Origin of the sequence: Mesorhizobium sp. WSM4308, assembly GCF_002294905.1 — a bacterium.
In the GTDB taxonomy this organism is placed as follows: domain Bacteria; phylum Pseudomonadota; class Alphaproteobacteria; order Rhizobiales; family Rhizobiaceae; genus Mesorhizobium.
The window spans coordinates 1-1,037 of record NZ_NSFW01000049.1; the positions used below are offsets into that span (position 1 = coordinate 1).

At 62.4% G+C, this 1,037-nt stretch carries 1 protein-coding gene; it reads left to right on the forward strand.

Features of this window, described 5'->3' with window-relative positions; all coding sequences use genetic code 11:
* Positions 1-88: 88 nt before the first annotated feature.
* Positions 89-1,037, forward strand: a 949-nt coding sequence (locus CK227_RS36050; protein ID WP_095770220.1) for an IS481 family transposase, incomplete at its 3' end; no start/stop codon positions are given.

Below are 1,037 nucleotides of genomic sequence, written 5' to 3' on the forward strand. Positions count from 1 at the left end.
CTAGGTGTGAGCTTTCGAGAGGTTGTCCATTCGGACCGGACCGAGGAGACTGGAGTTACCACGCTTCAGCATCCATCGGAGGGTCCGAATGAACATCCACAAGAATGCCCGTCTCACACCGCTGCGTCGAGAGGAGATGGCGTTATCGGTGATAGAAGGCGCTTTTTCCAAAGCCCATGCGGCGCGCGTCTATGGCGTGTCGGCCAAGATCGTGGCGCGCTGGGTCGAGCGCTATAAGACCAAAGGGCGGGCCGGCATGGTCGACCGCTCGTCGCGGCCCACCGTCATGCCGAGCCTGACCGAACAGTCCGTGGCCGAGCGCATCGCAGCCTTGCGTCGCCAGCGGCTGACCGGCAAGCACATCGCCCATGAGGTCGGCGTCTCGCCCGCCACCGTCAGCCGGGTTCTCAAGCGTGCCGGGCTGTCGCGGCTCAGGGATATCGAGCCGGCCGAACCGGTCCGGCGCTACGAGCGGGAGCATCCCGGCGAGATGATCCATATCGACATCAAGAAGCTCGGCCGCTTCAGCCAAGTCGGCCATCGTATCACCGGCGATCCGCAAAAGGGCAAGTCGCGCGGCGCCGGCTGGGAGTTCGTCCATGTCTGCATCGACGACGCGTCCCGCATCGCCTTCTCGCAAATCCTGCCCGACGAGAAAAAGGAGTGCGCCATCGCCTTCCTCAAGGCCGCGGTCGCCTATTACGCCAGCCTCGGCGTCACGATAGCCCGCGTCATGACCGACAACGGCTCCTGCTACAGATCAAAGGCCTTCGCCAAGGCCTGCCGCGATCTCGGCCTCAAGCACGTCACGACAAGACCCTATACGCCCAAGACCAATGGCAAGGCCGAGCGCTTCATCCAGACAGCACTGCGCGAATGGGCCTACGCCATTGCCTATCCGACATCCGATCATCGTGCCGCCGAACTGCCTGTCTGGCTGCACAGATACAATTGGCATCGTCCACATGGCAGCCTAAAGTCAAAAACGCCTATCAGTCGCCTCGCCCTGATCGAGGACAACCTGTTGAAGCTCCACA